Here is a 14,406-nt window from a genome sequence, read left to right on the forward strand (position 1 = left end):
ACCGCCCCCACCCCGCCTGACAGGGTCACCGTGCACCCGCCACTCTCGCGTGTTCCGCTGAACGGCACGCTCGATTGTGGTGGCCGGTCGGCACCGAGAGACTGACGGCATGACAGCGAAGACCAAGCTCACCGCGGCGATAGTGGGATCGGGAAACATCGGTACCGACCTCATGTACAAGCTCGAGCGCAGCGGGTTCATCGAGCCCAAGTGGATGATCGGTATCGACGCGGAGTCCGAGGGGATGAAGCGCGCTGCCGACCACGGTTTGACGTGCATGTCGGGTGGGGCCGACGAACTGCTCGACTCGATCGAGGCGGGGGGCGAGAAGCCGGACCTGCTGTTCGAGGCGACCAGCGCCTACGTCCACAAGGCCTACGCCCCCCGTTACGAAGCCGCGGGCATCATCGCCGTCGACCTCACCCCCGCCGCGGTGGGCCCCATGGTCATCCCACCCGCGAACCTGCACGAGCACGTCGAGGCGCCCAATCACAACATGGTCACCTGCGGTGGCCAGGCCACCATCCCGATGGTCCACGCTGTCTCCTCGGTCGTCCCGGTGGAGTACGCCGAGATCGTCGCCTCCGTCTCCTCCGAATCGGCGGGGCCGGGCACCCGGGCGAACATCGACGAGTTCACCGAGACCACCAAGCTGGCCATCGAGAAGGTCGGGGGCGCCAAGCGGGGCAAGGCGATCATCATCCTCAACCCGGCCGAACCGCCGATGATCATGCGCGACACCATCTTCTGCGCGATACCCGAGGACGCGGACCAGGACCTCATCACCACCGCCATCCGCAAGCGCGAGAAGGAGATCCAGGAGTACGTCCCCGGATACCGGCTGCTCCAGGAGCCACAGTTCGACCCGCCCACCGAGATCACCGGCGGGATGGCGCGGGTCGCCATCTTCGTCGAGGTCGAAGGCGCCGGGGACTTCCTCCCGCCGTACGCCGGCAACCTCGACATCATGACCGCCGCCGCCACGAAGGTCGGCGAGGACATCGCCAGGACCAGGCTCGCCAGGACCGAGCCCGCCACCACGACGCCCGGAGTGTGAGGACCATGGACAGGACCAACCCGTACAACGCGGACGCCCGTGCCTACAGCTCGGAACTCGATATCCGGATCACCGACTCGTCGCTGCGCGACGGCTCTCACCACAAGCGCCACCAGTTCTCGGTCGACGACGTCCGCGACGTCGTCACCGCGCTCGACGGCGCCGGGGTCCCCGTCATCGAGGTCACCCACGGTGACGGGCTCGGCGGTGCCTCATTCAACTACGGCTTCGCCAAGTCCTACGACCAGGACCTCATCAAGGTCGCCGCCGAGACCGCCACGCAGGCCAAGATCGCATTCCTCACCCTGCCGGGACTAGGGATCAAGGACGACATCCTCGCCGCACGCGACAACGGTGGGTCGATCTGCCGGGTGGCCACGCACTGCACCGAGGCCGACGTCTCGATCCAGCACTTCGGTTACGCCCGCGAGCTCGGCCTCGAGACCGTCGGGTTCCTCATGATGAGCCACACCCAGCCGCCGGAGGTGCTCGCCAAGCAGGCCCGCATCATGGCGGACGCGGGATGCCAGTGCGTCTACATCGTCGACTCGGCGGGCGCGCTCGTCATGGACCAGGTATCCGACCGGGTCGCCGCGCTGGTCGCCGAACTCGGCGACGACGCCCAGGTCGGATTCCACGGCCACGAGAACCTGGATGTGGGCGTAGGAAACTCGATCATGGCCATCCGGGCCGGGGCTCAGCAGATCGACGGCTCCACCCGCCGCTTCGGCGCCGGTGCCGGGAACACCCCGGTCGAGGCGCTGGTCGGCGTGTGCGACAAGCTCGGGATCACCACCGGCGTGGACTTCTTCAAGATCGCCGATGCCGCAGAGGACGTGGTGCGACCACTCATGCCCACGGAGTGCGTGGTCGACCGGTCCGCGCTCATGCTCGGCTACGCGGGCTGTTATTCGTCATTCCTCAAGCACGCCGAGGGACACGCGAACCGCTACGGCGTGCCGTCGTCGGAGATCCTCATCCGCGCCGGCGAGCGCCGCCTGGTGGGCGGTCAGGAGGACCAACTCATCGACATCGCCTTGGAGATCCAGAAGGAGCAGGCGAACGCCTAGGCTCATGTCATGGTCGTGGACGAAGTGCTGCCGCTGCTCACAGCGGCGGCACTCGGTCTCGCGATCGGGATCGAGCGGGAACGCAGTCCTGAGCACCGGTCCCGTCGGATAGGGGCGCGGACGTTCCCACTGTTCGCCCTCGCGGGTGCGATCGGGGCCCTCCTGGGACCCGTCGGTCTCGCGGTCGCCCTGTCGGTGTCCGGGGCGGCGATCCTCGCCTGGTACTGGCGCGTCACAGCGCCCGCGAGGGTGGATGACGGTGCCGACGATGTGGGGATCACGACGATGGCGGCGGCGATCGTCACCACCCTGCTCGGGGCACTCTCGGTGGCCGATCCCGCACTCGCGGTGGCCCTGGCGGTGGTGGTGGTGATGCTCTTGGCCGCCAAGCACCGGCTGCATGACTTCGCGCGTCACGCCCTGGACGACCGGGATGTCACTGACGCCATCACCCTGCTCGTCGTGGCGTTCCTCGTGCTCCCGCTCATGCCGGACAGGGCGTTCGGCCCGTACGATTCACTCAATCCACGCACCATCTGGATCCTCGTGGTCTTCCTCACCGGGATCGGCTGGGCCGGGTACGTGGCCGCCCGTCTCCTCGGCCGGAAGTGGGGTCTGTTCGTCACCTCGCTGGCGGGGGGCTTCGTGTCCGGCACGGCGTCCACGGCCATCGCGGCCAGGGCGGGGCGCGGCGACGTCGCAGCCCGCCGGGACGCGCTCGGCGCCGCAGTGGTGGTGAACGTCTCCACGTTGGTGCAGGCGGTGGTCGTCACGTGGTTCATCGACAGCGACACCGCCCGGATCGTCCTCGCCGGGGCGGTGGCGGGGATCGCCGTTCTCGTCCTGGAGGTGGCGCTGCTCCTGCGCGCCGGACGGCGGGGTGTCGCGACGGTGGGAGCCTCGGATCCGGACGGCCCCGCGCGGGACTACGGCCGACCGATGTCCCTATGGGCCGCGGTCGGATTGGCCGTGATCCTCGCCCTGCTCCTGATGGCCACCCGGGTGGCCTCACACGAGTTCGGCGGCGCGGGCCTGATCGTGGTCTCCGCGATCGGTGGGCTCGCTGATGCGCACGCCGCCGCGATCGCGGCTGCGTCGGCCGCGTCGGCCGGCGCCGTGTCGGTGAGCGCGGCCGCACTGGCCGTCGGTGTAGGGCTCCTGACGAACCTCGGCGTGAAGCTCGTTCTGGCCGGCGGTCTGGGAGGCGGGAGGTTCGCCGCGGCCCTGGGTGGACTGCTGGTCCCTGTCGCCCTGGCCGTCGGTCTCGGCATGGTGGTGGCCCTGTGATCGTGGGGGTCGGAGCGATGCGGGGCTGACCGGCGGTCAGTCCGGGGTCGACGGCGGCCGCATCGCCCACGTGATCACGGGCCCCAGCGTGGACTCGTCGACCAGCTCCACTCGCTCCCGTGGCAGCAGCAGCCGGGCCATCGGTTCGTCCGGGGTCTTGCGCAATTCTCTGCGCAGCGCGGCCATGAGCACCCGGTCCGACCACCGCAGCCGGTCCGGGTCCAGGTCTCCGCGCAACTGGAAGACCGTGACCGCGCGGCCGGTGGCCGTGACGAGCTTCTGCGCGAGGGTGCCGCGCCCGGGGTCGTCGGCGGGGGAGAGGGCGACGACGACGAGCGCCGTGGGGCCCGGAGCCGATCGGATAGCCCGGATGATGCGCCGCCGCCCGAGGATGGTCGCGACGTACTGGGGAGCCAGGACGATCAACGGGTCGGCGGCGGCTGCGTGCCCCGGCGAGTCGAGTTCCACGGCGCGAGTGCCGAGCTTCTCGGCGAGTGCGTCCGCGTAGCGACGAGTGGAGCCGTAGCGGGAGGTGAAGGTGACGAGGGGGTGGTTCACATCCTGGAGTGTGTCACTCGGAGTACGACACCTCGACACGATCGGTCTTGGGCAGGAGCTGGCAACTCAGCACGTACCCTTCCTCGACCTCCTCCGGGTCGAGGATGCCGTTGTGGATCATTTCGACCTCGCCGGACTTCAGGACGCAGGCGCAGGCGGAGCACTCGCCCTTGCGACAGGAGAACGGAGCCTTGATCCCCTTCGACAGCAGGACGTCGAGCAGCGGGGTGTTGCGGGGCCACGAGACCTCGTGGGTCTCGTCGTCGAGTTCGACGATCGCCGTGGCCGGCCCGGCGCCGTCATCGCCAGGCGAGTCGTCGATCACGATCTCGGCGAACGGGTCGCCCTCGATCGAGGAGAAGGCCTCGGTGTGGATGAGGTGCATGTCGGCACCCGCGCGGCGGAGGCCGTCCTTGACGGTCTCCATGAACGGTGCCGGGCCGCAGATGTACGACTGGCGCTTGGTGGCCACCGGGTGGAGCAGATTCCCGATCATCTCGGGGGAGGGGATGCCCGACACCGATTCGAGCCAGTGCAGGACGGTGAGCCGGTCGGGGTTCTCCCGCTGCAGGGTCTGCAGTTCGTCCTTGAAGATCACGGATTTCTCGTCGCGGTTGGCGTAGACCATGACGATGTGCCCGGTGCCCTGGGAGAGCGCCGACTTGAGGATCGACATCACCGGGGTGATTCCGGAGCCGGCGGCCAGGAGGATGAAGTCCTGGTCGAGATTCTTGGGCGTGAAGATGCCCGACGGTGCCAGGACGTGCATGGACATGCCGACCTCGGCGTTGTCACACAGCCAGTTGGATCCATAGCCGTCCACGGTGCGTTTGACGGTCACCTTGAGACGGGAGTCCTCGGTGGGGGAACTGGAGAGGGAGTAGCACCGCGCCACGGACCCGGTCCGGTCGCTGGGGATCCGCAGGGTGAGGAACTGGCCGGGGGTGTATCGGAAATCGTCCTCCGCGCCGGCCGGGATCTCGAAGACGATCGACTTGGCGTCGGCCGTCTCCTCGATCACCTCGGCGATCGAGAGTTCGCGCACGAAGGAGCCGAGTTGTGGGGTGGCGGTCATGGGTTGGGAGCCTATCGCTTGCGTGCGGCGGTTCGGGAGGTCACTCCGGGACGTCCTACTCCGGGACGAACAGAGGGTTGACCATGTGATCGGTGTCAGCGGGATCGACGCCGTCGGCGAGCGTGATCAGGCCCTCCGCGTAGGCGTACCGGATGCTCGCGAGCATCCGGGGGCACGTGTCCTCGCCCTGGGGCCGCTCCCCGCCCGCCCGCCACTCGGAGAGCACGGGGCAGGCGCGGTCACTGTTCGCGGTCCACTGGATCGAGGTGTGCTTCTCGCTGTTCTTGCGAACGGACGCGCAGGTCCCGCACGTGCGGCACTCCACGGGCTGGAAGCCCGCCCGGGTGTAGGTCTCGCGGTCGAGGTCCGTGTCACCGTGCAGACGCGCGGCGCGCGCCGGGTCGGACCGATCCCAGGTGGGGGCGCGCCGGGCGTCGTGCTGCTTGAACATCAGGTCTCCGCTCGGGAGGCGTTCGCCTCCCCGGCGACCTCGGCCATCCCGGTGTACTGGGTCTGCTCGTCCGAGGTCTCGGCCTCGCCCGCCTCCTGCTTGCGGAGGTTCTCGGCGACCTCGCTCTCCCAGTACGTGTTGGCGGCGGTGGTGTCGACCTCGAACTCGAAACGCTCCTGCATCTCGGGCTCGACCTTGTCCCGGTCCACGTAGAACTGCTCGTACCAGCGGCGGAGCTGGTAGACGGGTCCGTCCTCCTCGCACAGCAGCGGGTTCGCGATCTGGGACTTGCGCTGCCAGATCCTGACGTCCTGGAGGAACCCCTCGCCGAAGAACGTGGCGATCTTCGCGGCCATCTTGGCGGAGGTCGCGTCGTCGAAGCCCGCGGGCTTCTTCACCGAGAGTCCGTACATCAACACGAACGAGTTCTGGTCGATCGGGTAGTGGCAGTTGATGAGGATGGCTTCGGTCTCGAAGTCGCCGTACTTCTGCTTGAGGGGGTTGATCATGTACGCGGGGCCGAAGTAGGACGCCTCGGACTCCAGAAGGGTGTCCCCGTACTTGCCGCCGGTCGGGTCGTGGTCCGGCCGGCCCTTGGTGTTGAGGTACTGGGTGGCGGTCTGGCCCTCGAAGACGTTCTTGAAGTACGTCGGGAACGCGAAGTGGATGTAGTAGAAGTGCGCCATGTCGACGACGTTGTCGACGATCTCCATGCAGTTCGACCCCTCGATCACGAGGCGGTTCCACTCCCAGTCGGTCCACTCGTCGGTGCCGTACTCGGTGACTACCGGGATCGCGTCCTCGTCGCGGGGCGGGTTGCCCTCGTGGTCGTGCCAGACGAAGACCTGACCGGATTGGATGTTCGTGGTCCACGCGCGGGTCCTGGCGCGCAGGGGGACCCGCTTGGCGTAGGGGATGCCCTTGCACTTGCCGTCGCCACCCCACCGCCAGTCGTGGAACGGGCAGGCGATGTTGCCGTCCTTGATCTCGCCGTCGGAGAGGTCGCCTCCGAGGTGGCGACAGTAGGCGTCGAGGACCTTGACCTCGCCCTGGTCGTCCGCCCACACGACGAGCTTGGTGCCGAACGCCTGGATGGAGTGCGGTTTGCCGTCGCTGAACTCCTTGACGGTGCCGATGCAGTGCCAGCCGCGCGCGTAGCGTTCCCGCGCCTCACCCGTGTCGATCTCTCGGACGGCTCCGGGGGCCGAGCCAGTTGCGGTCATGATGATCCTCCTGAGGGCATGAGCCGGATGAGAACAGGTTATAGAATCGGGTTGCCGGTCACAACCAATCCCCGTCGGCGCTGGCACGGGGTGCCATAGCCTGCACTCGGGGGTATTCAGTCTGGTGCAAAACTGTAACGTGTTCTAGTCTAGGGTCAAGCGGCCTACAAAAGCCAGAGAGGGATCACATGAGCGAGCACGCCAACCACGAGGTCATCGACCGGATCAAAGCGCTGCTGCCCGGTTTCGCCGAGCGTGCGCAGGAGACCGAGGACCTACGCCGGGTCCATCCGCAGAACATCGCGGAGCTCGACGAGGCCGGTTTCTTCAAGCTCTGCCAGCCCGCCCAGTGGGGCGGGTACGAGGCGGACATGGAGGCCTTCTACACGGCGGCCATGACCATAGCCTCCGCGTGCCCGTCCACCGGGTGGTGCGCCAGCATCCTGGGGATCCACAACTGGCACCTGGCCCTGTTTCCCCAGCAGGCGCAGGAGGACGTGTGGGGGTCGGACACCACAGTCCGTATCTCGTCGTCCTACGCCCCGATGGGTGCGGCCACGAAGAACGACGACGGGTATCTCCTCAACGGCAAGTGGTCCTGGTCCTCGGGCTGTGACCACGCCGACTGGGTGTTCGTCGGCGGTCCGGTGCTGGACGCAGACGGCAAGATGATCGACTTCTGCACCTTCCTGGTCGAGAAGTCGCAGTACGAGATCCTCGACGTCTGGCACGTCGCCGGACTCAAGGGCACCGGGTCCAACGACATCCTGATCAAGGACGCGCTCATCCCCGCGCACCGCGTGCTGTCCTTCGGGGACATGGCCAACACGACCAGCCCGGGTCTCGAGGTCAACACCAACCCGATCTACCGGATGCCGTGGGGAACCATCCACCCCACGACCATCTCCACGCCGATCGTCGGGATGGCGTTCGGGTGTTACGAGGTGCACCGCGAGCACCAGCGCGCGCGGGTCCGCGCCGCGTTCGGCACCAAGGCCAAGGACGACCCGTTCGCCAAGGTGCGGCTCGCGGAGGCGGCGGGCGACATCGACGCCGCATGGCTGCAGCTCATGCGGAACGTCCGCGAGGAGATGGATCTGATCAAGGCCGGCGAGTTCCCGGGCATGGACATCCGCACCCGCGCCCGCCGGGACCAGGTCCGCGCGACCCAGCGGGCCATCGACGCGATCGGGCTGCTGTTCCAGAACTCGGGCGCCCGCGCGCTCGAGGACACCTCGCCGATCCAGCGGTTCTGGCGCGATGCCAACGCCGGTCGGGTCCACGCGGCCAACGAGGCGACCAAGGCGTACATCATGTACGGACAGAACGAGTTCGGCGAGAAGGTCGCGGACTCCATGGTCTGATCCGCCGGAGCCGATCGAGAGGACTGACTTGGCATGGCGATAAGCAACTTCGGGTATGTGCGGATCTACGCCACCGACATGGAGGCCTGGCGCGAGTACGGCACCAAGGTGCTCGGGTTCGTCGAGGGCAAGGGCGACGACCCCGACGCGCTCTACTTCCGTATGGACGAGAACCCGCATCGGTGGATCATCGTCCCCGGGCCGGAGGACACGCTCGCCGCGGTGGGCTGGGAGTGTGCGAACGAGGCGGAACTCGACGACGTCAGGCGCCGTCTCGAGGACGCCGGGGTCCCCTGGGAGGAGGGCTCGGACGAGCTGAAGCGGGACCGGAAGGTCCGCGGACTGATCACGTGCCAGGACCCCGCCGGGTTCACGCTGGAGATCTACCACACCATCGCGCTACAGCACCGCCGCATCCCCACGCCCTACGGCCACGAGTTCGTCACGGGGGACCAGGGTGCCGGCCACATCGTGCTCTCCACCCCGGACGAGGTCGCGGCGCTCGAGTTCTACCGCGACGTCCTGGGATTCTCCCTCCGCGACTCGATGAGTCTGCCGCCGGAGATCGTGGGTCGACCGGCCGACGGGGAGCCCGCCTGGCTGCGCTTCCTCGGGTGCAACCCCCGCCACCACTCCCTGGCGTTCACACCCTTCCCCAACCCGACCGGGATCATCCACCTCATGGTCGAGGTCGCGTCGGCCGACGACGTGGGGCTGGCGCTGGACCGGGCGTTGCGCAAGAAGGTCAGGATGTCGGCCTCGCTCGGTCGTCACGTCAACGACAAGATGCTCAGCTTCTACATGAAGACGCCCGGTGGTTTCGACTGCGAGTACGGCTGCGAGGGCGTGCAGGTCGACGATGCGGACTGGGTCGCGCGGGAGTCCACGGCGGTGAGCCTGTGGGGACACGATTTCTCCGTCGGCTTCAAGTAGAAGCCTAGGCTGGCCTCCCGGGCGGGACCGCCCGGGAGGCGATGACGCCCACGCACCACCCCAGTCCAGGGAGGACCGACTTCACATGAGCAGCACCGACCACCCCCGGAGGGACAGAGCTTCTCCAGCCGGGACCTGCGCGACGCGCTCGGCCAGTTCTGTACCGGGATCACCGTCATCACGGCGGTCACGGAGGACGCGCCGGTCGGTTTCGCGTGCCAGTCCTTCTCCGCCCTGTCCCTCGAACCACCCCTGGTGCTGTTCTGCCCGATGAAGACGTCCGGCTCGTGGAAAGGGATCGAGGCGGCCGGCAGGTTCTGCGTCAACATCCTCTCCGAGGAACAGGAGGGCGTCTCCTCCACCTTCGGCCGTCGCGGCGACGACAAGTTCGCGTCGATCGACTGGTCACCGAGCCCGCTCGGCTCGCCGGTGATCCACGGCGTGATGGCCTGGTTGGACTGTGAGATCGACCAGGTCCTCGACGGTGGCGACCACTGGATCGTCCTGGGCCGGGTCGCCCATCTCGGACCGACCGAGCGGGACGTCCGGCCGCTGTTGTTCTACCGCGGCGCATATCTGAGTATCGAGGAGGACATCGTGGATCCGACGCCCGAACAGGAAGAGCTCGAGAACTTCATCACGTCCGCCGACTCGTACACGTGGCTGTGAGCGGCGCGATGGACGGGGCAGCAGTGGACGGGGCAGCAGGGGCGACCGCGCCGTTGGCGCGGGCGCTGGCCGAGGCGGAGGAGATCATCCGGTCGGCGCCGCACGTGCGGACCGAGGAGGACGTCGCGGAGGGGCTCGACTATCTGCTCGGGACCATCCGCGGGGCCATCGAGACCGGCCAGCACCGCGGACGCACACACCCTCAGTTGTTCCAGGCCACGGGTCCGTACACCAAGATGGGCCTGGACAACCCGGACACCCTGTACTTCTACGCCAACCTCGCCGACGGCGCCGAGTACGTGATCGAGGGTCGTCGCGGCACCACCGCGGACCTGTCGTTCCAGGTCATGGCAGGGACGTACTCGGCCGACGAACGCGCCGCGTCGCACGCCGCGTTCGACGACCGTGCTCTCGAGATCGACGACGACGGTCGGTACCGCTTCCGCCTGGGGCCACCACGGCATGACGACGACGAGGGCGACTCCGGCTACGTGGTGCTGCACCCGGGGTCGTCCATGATCGCCGTCCGCGAGGTGTACTCCGACTGGAGCCGGGAGGTGGCCGGGTCGGCGATCCTCCGCAGGGTCGACACGGTGGGCACCGCGCCGGAACCGGTGACGCTCGCCGGGCAGGAGAAGTTCTACGCCAAGCTCGCGCAGGCGCTGGTCGGGAGGCTGCGGACGTGGTTGGCGTTCCCGGAGTGGTTCTTCGGTGACCAGGAGCGCAACACACTGAACGAGCCCCGGCAGACCCCCGGCGGGCTCACCACCCAGTTCTCCTCGGCCGGGGTCTTCGAGCTCGGGGCCGATGAGGCCATGGTGATCTCCGTTCCCGTCGCGGGGGTCCCGTACCAGGGGTTCCAGCTGGGCAGCATGTGGTACGCCTCGCTCGACTACGTGCATCACCAGACGAGCCTCACCGCGGACCAGGCGCACGTCTCCGAGGACGGCATGATCCACCTCGTCGTGGCCGACCGCGACCCCGGTCTGGCCAACTGGATCGAGACCCTGGGGCACCGCGAGGGCATCATGCAGTTCCGGTGGCAGCGGGTGAGCGAGCCCATCACCCCGGAGCTCGGTCCGGCGGTCACAGTGGTGCCGTTCGACCAGCTCGCGAGCGAGGTCCCCGGCTACGACGACCAGCGGGTGAGCTCCGAGCAGTGGCGCGAGCGCATCGCCGCGCGGCAGGACGCGTTCGCGCGGAGAGGACTCTCATGACCGGATCGACCGTGACCGACGACGAGCGGGTGCACGTCGGGACCGTCGAGGACCTCCACGCGAGCGCCTCCCGGGCGATCGGGTTGGAGGACTTCGGCGATGGGCAGGACCACCACCGCGAGGCACTGGGCGTCCTCCTGGACTCCCTGCACTCCGATGCCGGGCTCACCCCGGCCGGGAGCAAGTACTGGCGGTCCGTGCTCAAGGGCGCGATGGTGGCGCGGCTCGTCTCGCAGGCGGGCTTCACCGCGGACCCGGCCCAGGCGGACATCGAGATCGTGCGGCCCGTCGTCGTCACCGGGTTGCCCCGGACCGGGACCACGGCGCTGCACCGGCTCCTCGGCGCCGACCCCGCCAACCAGGGGCTCGAGCTGTGGCTCACGGAGGTGCCCAAGCCGAGGCCGCCGCGGGACCAGTGGGAGGACGACCCCACCTACCGGGGACTACGCGACCTGTACGCCGGGTTCATGTCGGAGAATCCCGACTACGGAGGAGTGCACTACATCTCCGCCGACGACCTGGAGGAGTGCTGGCAGTTGCTGCGCCAGTCCGCGACGTCGGCCTCGTACGAGTGTCTCGTCAGGCTCGACGGGTACTCGACATGGCTGCAGAGCGTGGACTGGGTCCCCGCGTACCGACGGCACAAGCGGAACCTTCAGTTGATCGGTGCGGACGACCCCGATCGCCGCTGGGTGCTCAAGAACCCGAGCCACCTGTTCGCGCTGGACGCACTCCTCGAGGTGTACCCCGACGCCGTGGTGGTGCAGACCCACCGTGATCCGCGGAAGTCCATGGCGTCGATGTTCTCGCTGGCGCACCGGACCGCCGCGGACTGGTCGACCCGCTTCACCCCGGACTACATCGGGTCCTCGCAGCTCGACCTGTGGGCGCGGGGCGTGGCCGAGTTCGACGCGGTCCGTTCACGGCACGAGGCGGACCCGGGCTCGCAGGCGACGTTCGTCGACGTCAACCACCGGGAACTGATCGAGGACCCGGCGGGAGTGGTGGAACGGGTGTACGCCGCGGCCGGCGCGGGGCTCGACGACGACGTGCGGGACGCGGTCGAGGCGGAGAACGCCAGGAGCCTGTCCGGCGACCGCGCACCCGCACACCGCTACACACTCGCCGACTACGGGGTGACCGAGGACCAGATCGCCGAGCGGTTCGCCGGCTACCGGGGCCTCGAGGACTAGGCGGGTCCTCGACGACCAGGCGGGGTCGCGAGGCCAGGCACGTCGGTCCGGAGCCGGATCAGAGGTACTGCCGGGCCCCCTCGATGATGCGGTCGGCGACGTCCTCCTTGCACACGAGCAGGTCCGGGAAATCTATCTGCTCGACGTTGTAGACCAGTTCTGACCCGTCGAGTCGGCTGGCGTGCAGTCCGCGCTGGCGTACCACTCCGTAGGTGGCGGCCGAATCCCACTGGTGGTGGCCACTGGTGTGGATGTAGGCGTCGCACTCGTCCTCCACCACGGTGGCGGTCTTGCCACCACCCGAGCCGAGGCGGGCCAGCGACGCTCCCAGGGACTCGGCGAGTTCCTCCGCGAAGGCCGGTGGATCGGCCTCGGAGACGGCGATGCGCAGGCGGTCGTCCTCCCGCGGGGGCACCAGGGGACCCGGGCGCGGCCCGCGGATGATGGAGATCGGCTGGTACGTGGTGGCACCACGGCCGGTGATCACCCGCCCGTACGCGGGCATGGCGATCGCGCACGCGGTGATCCCGCCGGTGCCGTCGGGGCCGCGCTCCCACAGCGCCACGTGGACCGCCCAGTCCGGGCGCCCCGGGGTGCAGTACGAGCTGACGCCGTCCAGCGGGTCGATCATCCACACCCGCTCGGCCTCCAGGCGCTCCCGCGACTCCGGGTTCCACTCGCCGAAGACCAGGTCGTCGGGACGGGCCACCGCGAGTCGGTCCACGATCACGGCCCGGGCCTCGCCCTCGGCGAAGTCGCCCAGTTCCTCGGGGGCCACGCGGGAGACCCTCAGATCGGTGAGCAGCCGTCCGGCCTGTGCCGCCAGGTCCTCGGCGAGTCGTTGGTCGTTGGTCCGTCCGTGCTCGGGGAAGGGGCTCATACAGGTGATTCTAGAGGCCCGCGGCGACCTCGAGCGCCGCCAGGATCTCGTGGGGCTGACCGAACAGTTGCGCGGTGCCGTGGGCCCGCTTGAAGTACAGCTGGACGTCGTACTCCCAGGTGATCCCGACCCCCCCGTGGAGCTGGATGGCCTCCCCGGTGATCCACTGCACCGCTTCGGAGCAGTACACCTTGGCCGCGGCGGCCTCGATCTCCGCGGCGTAGGCCGCCTCGTCGGCCTCCGGCCCCTCCCCGAGCGCCTGCGCCTGCGCGACCCTCGCCGCGGCCGAATAGGACAGCGACGCCGCGGTCTCCGCCCTGACGTACATGTCGGCCATGCGGTGCTTGAGCGCCTGGAACGACCCGATGGCCCGGCCGAACTGCGTGCGCTCCTTCGTGTACCTCACGGTCGCGTCGAGAGCGGCCCGCGCGGCGCCGACCTGTTCGGCGGAGATCGCCGCCCACCCCGCGGCGCGGAGCCGGGCCAGGAAACTGGGGCGGGTCCGGATCGGGGTCGCGGACACGGACTCGAAATCGACGCGGGCCATCGTCCGGGTGGGGTCCATGACGGGTACCCGGGTCACGGTGAGGCCGGCGGCGCCGGACGGGACCTCGAACAGCCCCACCTGCCCGCCCGTGATCGCGACGACGAGGAGCGTGGAGGCGGTGTCGGCGCCCAGGACGTGATGGGCCGTGCCGCTCAGGGAGGGATGGTCGCCGTCGCCACCGGACGCCCCGACTCCCGGGGACGCCCACCCGTCCTGCGACGCCCAGCACAGGGCCACCTGATCACCGGCGGCGATGCCGGGCAGGATCCGGGCGCAGGCCGCCTCGTCTCCGGAGGCGAGCACCGCCTGGGCGGCGAGCACCGCCGACCCGAGCAGGGGGGAGGGCGTGAGCCGCCGGCCCAGTTCCTCGCAGACCAGGTGGGTCTCCACCCAGGTGGCGCCGGCGCCGTCGTACCGCTCGGGGATCGACAGCGCCGCCGCCCCGATCTGCTCGACGAGCATCGACCACAGGGCGGGGTCGTGGCCGTGCTCGGAGGCGATGGCGGCCCGCACGGCCGCCGGGTCGGACCTCTTGTCGAGGAGCGCGGCGACCGACTGCCGGAGCGCGGCCTGCTCCTCGGTGTCGACGCCGGGCGACGCGGGTTCTGTCATCGGGCGTTCTCCAGACGGTCCAGCACGCGTCGGCGGTGGTGACCCTGCGTGCCCCAGGCCGTCTGCAGCGCGCGGGTCTTGGTCAACCACAGGCCCAGATCATGCTCGAGGGTGTAACCGATCGCACCGTGGATCTGCAGCGCCGTGCGGGCCGAGAGGTAGGCGGCGTCGGCGACGGCCACGCGGGCGGCCGAGACGTCGCGGGCCGCGGCCACCGGGTCGTCCGGGTTCTCGGCGATCGCCAGTGCGCCCGCCCACAGCAGCGGGCGG

15 protein-coding genes are annotated in these 14,406 nt (G+C 69.2%); 8 read left to right on the plus strand and 7 right to left on the minus strand.

Features of this window, described 5'->3' with window-relative positions; translation table 11 throughout:
• Positions 1-109: 109 nt before the first annotated feature.
• The 3 genes from IY392_RS06170 to IY392_RS06180 are packed head-to-tail and all read left to right on the plus strand — an operon-like array spanning position 110 to position 3,414.
• The gene (locus IY392_RS06170) at positions 110-1,057 is read left to right on the plus strand and encodes an acetaldehyde dehydrogenase (acetylating) (protein ID WP_194860776.1); all 948 of its coding nucleotides are present in this window, start codon (positions 110-112) and stop codon (positions 1,055-1,057) included.
• Positions 1,058-1,062: 5 nt separating this feature from the next.
• The gene (gene dmpG, locus IY392_RS06175; RefSeq protein ID WP_107757973.1) at positions 1,063-2,127 is read left to right on the plus strand and encodes a 4-hydroxy-2-oxovalerate aldolase; all 1,065 of its coding nucleotides are present in this window, start codon (positions 1,063-1,065) and stop codon (positions 2,125-2,127) included.
• A 9-nt stretch (positions 2,128-2,136) separates the two neighbouring features.
• A complete protein-coding gene (locus IY392_RS06180; protein WP_107755731.1) occupies positions 2,137-3,414 on the plus strand; it encodes a DUF4010 domain-containing protein in 1,278 nt (425 codons plus the stop codon).
• A gap of 36 nt (positions 3,415-3,450) precedes the next feature.
• On the opposite strand, the gene IY392_RS06185 is transcribed toward IY392_RS06180, so the two are convergent.
• From IY392_RS06185 to IY392_RS06200, 4 genes are read right to left on the minus strand one after another with little or no spacing between them, the layout of a single operon-like run.
• Positions 3,451-3,972, minus strand: a complete 522-nt coding sequence (locus IY392_RS06185; RefSeq protein ID WP_107755732.1) for a flavodoxin domain-containing protein — start codon at positions 3,970-3,972, stop codon at positions 3,451-3,453.
• A gap of 13 nt (positions 3,973-3,985) precedes the next feature.
• On the minus strand, positions 3,986-5,047 hold the full coding sequence (locus tag IY392_RS06190; protein WP_107755733.1) for a ferredoxin--NADP reductase: 1,062 nt from the start codon (positions 5,045-5,047) through the stop codon (positions 3,986-3,988).
• A gap of 55 nt (positions 5,048-5,102) precedes the next feature.
• The gene (locus IY392_RS06195; protein WP_107755734.1) at positions 5,103-5,498 is read right to left on the minus strand and encodes a hypothetical protein; all 396 of its coding nucleotides are present in this window, start codon (positions 5,496-5,498) and stop codon (positions 5,103-5,105) included.
• A complete protein-coding gene (locus IY392_RS06200; RefSeq protein WP_107755735.1) occupies positions 5,498-6,721 on the minus strand; it encodes a Rieske 2Fe-2S domain-containing protein in 1,224 nt (407 codons plus the stop codon). The genes IY392_RS06195 and IY392_RS06200 overlap by 1 nt, the downstream gene beginning before the upstream one ends.
• A 188-nt stretch (positions 6,722-6,909) precedes the next feature.
• Between IY392_RS06200 and hsaA the strand changes: the two genes are divergently transcribed.
• The 5 genes from hsaA (at position 6,910) to IY392_RS06225 (ending at position 12,097) form a co-directional block, all read left to right on the plus strand.
• On the plus strand, positions 6,910-8,085 hold the full coding sequence (hsaA, locus tag IY392_RS06205; RefSeq protein ID WP_107755736.1) for a 3-hydroxy-9,10-secoandrosta-1,3,5(10)-triene-9,17-dione monooxygenase oxygenase subunit: 1,176 nt from the start codon (positions 6,910-6,912) through the stop codon (positions 8,083-8,085).
• 33 nt (positions 8,086-8,118) lie between these two features.
• The gene (hsaC, locus tag IY392_RS06210; RefSeq protein WP_107755737.1) at positions 8,119-9,018 is read left to right on the plus strand and encodes an iron-dependent extradiol dioxygenase HsaC; all 900 of its coding nucleotides are present in this window, start codon (positions 8,119-8,121) and stop codon (positions 9,016-9,018) included.
• Between the two features lie 177 nt (positions 9,019-9,195).
• Entirely contained in the window at positions 9,196-9,687 is a 492-nt protein-coding gene (gene hsaB, locus IY392_RS06215) for a 3-hydroxy-9,10-secoandrosta-1,3,5(10)-triene-9,17-dione monooxygenase reductase subunit (RefSeq protein ID WP_375292893.1), read from the plus strand.
• Positions 9,688-9,695: 8 nt separating this feature from the next.
• A complete protein-coding gene (locus IY392_RS06220) occupies positions 9,696-10,904 on the plus strand; it encodes a hypothetical protein (RefSeq protein ID WP_107757974.1) in 1,209 nt (402 codons plus the stop codon).
• Complete coding sequence (locus IY392_RS06225) at positions 10,901-12,097, plus strand: sulfotransferase (protein ID WP_107755739.1); 1,197 nt, start codon at positions 10,901-10,903, stop codon at positions 12,095-12,097. Before IY392_RS06220 ends, IY392_RS06225 begins: the two co-directional genes overlap by 4 nt.
• Before the next feature lie 58 nt (positions 12,098-12,155).
• Here the strand turns inward: IY392_RS06225 and IY392_RS06230 are convergent, their stop codons facing one another.
• The 3 genes from IY392_RS06230 to IY392_RS06240 form a co-directional block, all read right to left on the minus strand.
• Positions 12,156-12,977, minus strand: coding sequence for an inositol monophosphatase family protein (locus IY392_RS06230; protein WP_107755740.1), 822 nt, complete (start codon positions 12,975-12,977; stop codon positions 12,156-12,158).
• 10 nt (positions 12,978-12,987) lie between these two features.
• Entirely contained in the window at positions 12,988-14,136 is a 1,149-nt protein-coding gene (locus IY392_RS06235) for an acyl-CoA dehydrogenase family protein (RefSeq protein WP_194860777.1), read from the minus strand.
• Positions 14,133-14,406 (minus strand): acyl-CoA dehydrogenase family protein (locus IY392_RS06240; protein ID WP_255542027.1); only part of this gene is annotated, 274 nt, incomplete at its 5' end. The genes IY392_RS06235 and IY392_RS06240, both read right to left, overlap by 4 nt.

The organism is Dietzia sp. SYD-A1 (assembly GCF_015356725.1).
Lineage (GTDB): Bacteria > Actinomycetota > Actinomycetes > Mycobacteriales > Mycobacteriaceae > Dietzia.

Bases quoted from the DNA above. Each gene is read 5' to 3' on its own strand.
- IY392_RS06170 (WP_194860776.1), top strand. From the start codon at position 110: ATGACAGCGAAGACCAAGCTCACCGCGGCGATAGTGGGATCGGGAAAC.
- dmpG (WP_107757973.1), top strand. From the start codon at position 1,063: ATGGACAGGACCAACCCGTACAACGCGGACGCCCGTGCCTACAGCTCG.
- IY392_RS06180 (WP_107755731.1), top strand. From the start codon at position 2,137: ATGGTCGTGGACGAAGTGCTGCCGCTGCTCACAGCGGCGGCACTCGGT.
- IY392_RS06190 (WP_107755733.1), bottom strand. From the start codon at position 5,047: ATGACCGCCACCCCACAACTCGGCTCCTTCGTGCGCGAACTCTCGATC.
- IY392_RS06195 (WP_107755734.1), bottom strand. From the start codon at position 5,498: ATGTTCAAGCAGCACGACGCCCGGCGCGCCCCCACCTGGGATCGGTCC.
- IY392_RS06200 (WP_107755735.1), bottom strand. From the start codon at position 6,721: ATGACCGCAACTGGCTCGGCCCCCGGAGCCGTCCGAGAGATCGACACG.
- hsaA (WP_107755736.1), top strand. From the start codon at position 6,910: ATGAGCGAGCACGCCAACCACGAGGTCATCGACCGGATCAAAGCGCTG.
- hsaC (WP_107755737.1), top strand. From the start codon at position 8,119: ATGGCGATAAGCAACTTCGGGTATGTGCGGATCTACGCCACCGACATG.
- IY392_RS06220 (WP_107757974.1), top strand. From the start codon at position 9,696: ATGGACGGGGCAGCAGTGGACGGGGCAGCAGGGGCGACCGCGCCGTTG.
- IY392_RS06225 (WP_107755739.1), top strand. From the start codon at position 10,901: ATGACCGGATCGACCGTGACCGACGACGAGCGGGTGCACGTCGGGACC.
- IY392_RS06230 (WP_107755740.1), bottom strand. From the start codon at position 12,977: ATGAGCCCCTTCCCCGAGCACGGACGGACCAACGACCAACGACTCGCC.
- IY392_RS06235 (WP_194860777.1), bottom strand. From the start codon at position 14,136: ATGACAGAACCCGCGTCGCCCGGCGTCGACACCGAGGAGCAGGCCGCG.